At 62.8% G+C, this 2024-nt stretch carries 2 protein-coding genes; both read right to left on the minus strand.

Annotated elements, in window-relative coordinates:
• Window positions 1-55 precede the first annotated feature (55 nt).
• Window positions 56-946, minus strand: coding sequence for a metal-dependent phosphohydrolase (locus tag FV226_RS27390; protein WP_147765390.1), 891 nt, complete (start codon window positions 944-946; stop codon window positions 56-58).
• A 111-nt stretch (window positions 947-1057) separates the two neighbouring features.
• Window positions 1058-1690, minus strand: coding sequence for a hypothetical protein (locus FV226_RS27395; RefSeq protein ID WP_147765391.1), 633 nt, complete (start codon window positions 1688-1690; stop codon window positions 1058-1060).
• Window positions 1691-2024: the final 334 nt, after the last annotated feature.

A 2024-nucleotide genomic window follows, 5' to 3' on the forward strand; every position in this document is an offset into this window, starting at 1 on the left:
GGCGGGCATGGGGTGCGACTCGCTGTGAGAACAGAACAAGAACACACCAGATCGGTCAAGGTTCGGTCAAGAGGGGCGGCAAAGTGGGGGATTCAGGCGAACCGGGATGCGGCCCCATGCGCCGGCGGTCGTGCTCGATCGCGAAGACGTGGGCGTAGAGGTTGGCGACCCAGCGCCGTCCCTCCACGGTGAGGTCGAGGGCGCGGATGGCGTCGCCGATCACCGGCTCGACCTTGCCCCAGAAGAAGCTCGGGTAGCGCTCGGCCAGATCCGCCGGGTCGACGTAGCCGAGCGGTTCGCACAGGCCCGCCTCGCGCAGCTCGTGGAACAGCGCGTTGAGTTTTCGCGGATAGAGCGGATCGCCGAGCTGGCCGATGAGGTCGGCCGCGCGCATCAGCCCGGCCTCCGCGGCGGTCTCGGCGTGGTCGCCGTCGTCGGGCACGGGGAAGCGCGTCAGCTCGATGGCGCGGGCCACGCGGCCCGCGTCGACGAACTCGTGGGTAGCGAAGCGCTCCCACACCGCGATCTTCGAGCGCTCGACGTGGTGCGCCGTGAGCCCGGCATCGGACGCCCCGCGCGGAAGCCCGACGGTGGTGCCGGCCCGGTCGATCACGAACCGGGTGCGCGTGTCGCCGGCGCAGACGCCGCGGACGTAGCCGATGTCGTGGTAGAGCGCGGCCAGGATCGCGTGCAGCCAGTCCCGCGGCGACACCCCCTGCGCCAGGAAGCGCCCGCGCAGGATGTCCTGCATCACCAGCGTCACCAGGGTGGTGTGGTCGGCATCGTGATAGAGCGCGTCGCTCTGCGCGATCCGCTCGATGGTCAGCCGCGCCGATTCCTCGATCACCTCGACATAGCCCGGCTCCCGGCTGCCGAAGGTGCGCCGGTAGACCAGGGCGAGATGCTCGCCGAGGGCGTTGGCGAGGAGCTTTGTGGCGTCGAGCATGGATGTGTCTCTGACAGTACAATGCGAGAGTATGTTTCAGTCTCAATCAACGTCCGTCGATGGTTGATGACATGAGACAGGTGTTGAGTGCGGCGCCCGTCCAGTCTGCCCTCAATCATCTGCGTCTTGGTCCTCAATCATCTCAATGACTGAGTTAGTTTTGCCCAAGTCCGGATCGGCAACAGGCGTCCGGATGTGCAGCAAATTTTCGATCAAGCGCAGAGTCGGATTGATGCCTATCACTGTGTCAACCGCAGGAACCAAGACAGCAGTGGGGCTGTATGAAAAGCCACGTTTATCGTCGTCCATAATCAAGGGAAGCCACTTTTTGACTTCCTCATAGTTGGAGTAGAACTCAGCAATAGATATCACAATATCAGAGGGCAGCTCGCCCAGTCGCGAAGCAAGGCTTTTGTATAGGAGTGGTTCGGTAAGGCGGAAACGTTCCAGGAAGTGATGGTCAAAGCGTACTCCCGGGTATCGTTTGGTTCCAATCTCAACGTAAGCGTATGCTACTGCTCTGGCGACCGATGCGGCCTCCTTTCTGATGAGCAGCATTTCACCGTACAGGGCTGCGGCGATTGACCGAATTTCCTGCGCTCGTTCCAGCGCGTCCCGTTTGCGGCTGAGATTGAAGTTCCAGAGGGCTCCCACAAGGATTGCTATGAGCCCAATCGATGAGCCCGTCAGCGTTCCTACGAAGGATGCGGGTCCGGGCGGTAACGCTCGCAGCCACTCCCACATGGTCCAAATCCCTACTGGTGCGGTTCAATGCCGAGGCCCGGCTCGTTCCGTGCGATCCTTGCAGGTTGGCAGCGAGCAAGTCGCCCACGCCCTTTGGGTTCATGGGCCCCGGGATAGGCAGGAGCAGGCAGGTCCACTCTGCGAAAGGGGGTACGGGGGGAAATTCCGCCGCTGCGTGTCAGGTATGAGGTGTCGCGCGAGTGACCCCTAGGAGCCCGTCCGAGTAACGAGTTTACGCGGTGGGATGAGGTTGGAAGTGTGGGCAGACGTGGGCGTCGGCTTTGGGCTCAGTGACTGGCCTTGGCCAGCTTGAGGAGGTTGTGGGCGGTGCAGA

The organism is Methylobacterium sp. WL12 (assembly GCF_008039475.1).
Lineage (GTDB): Bacteria > Pseudomonadota > Alphaproteobacteria > Rhizobiales > Beijerinckiaceae > Methylobacterium > Methylobacterium cerastii.

Bases quoted from the DNA above. Each gene is read 5' to 3' on its own strand.
- FV226_RS27395 (WP_147765391.1), bottom strand. From the start codon at position 1,690: ATGTGGGAGTGGCTGCGAGCGTTACCGCCCGGACCCGCATCCTTCGTA.
- FV226_RS27390 (WP_147765390.1), bottom strand. From the start codon at position 946: ATGCTCGACGCCACAAAGCTCCTCGCCAACGCCCTCGGCGAGCATCTC.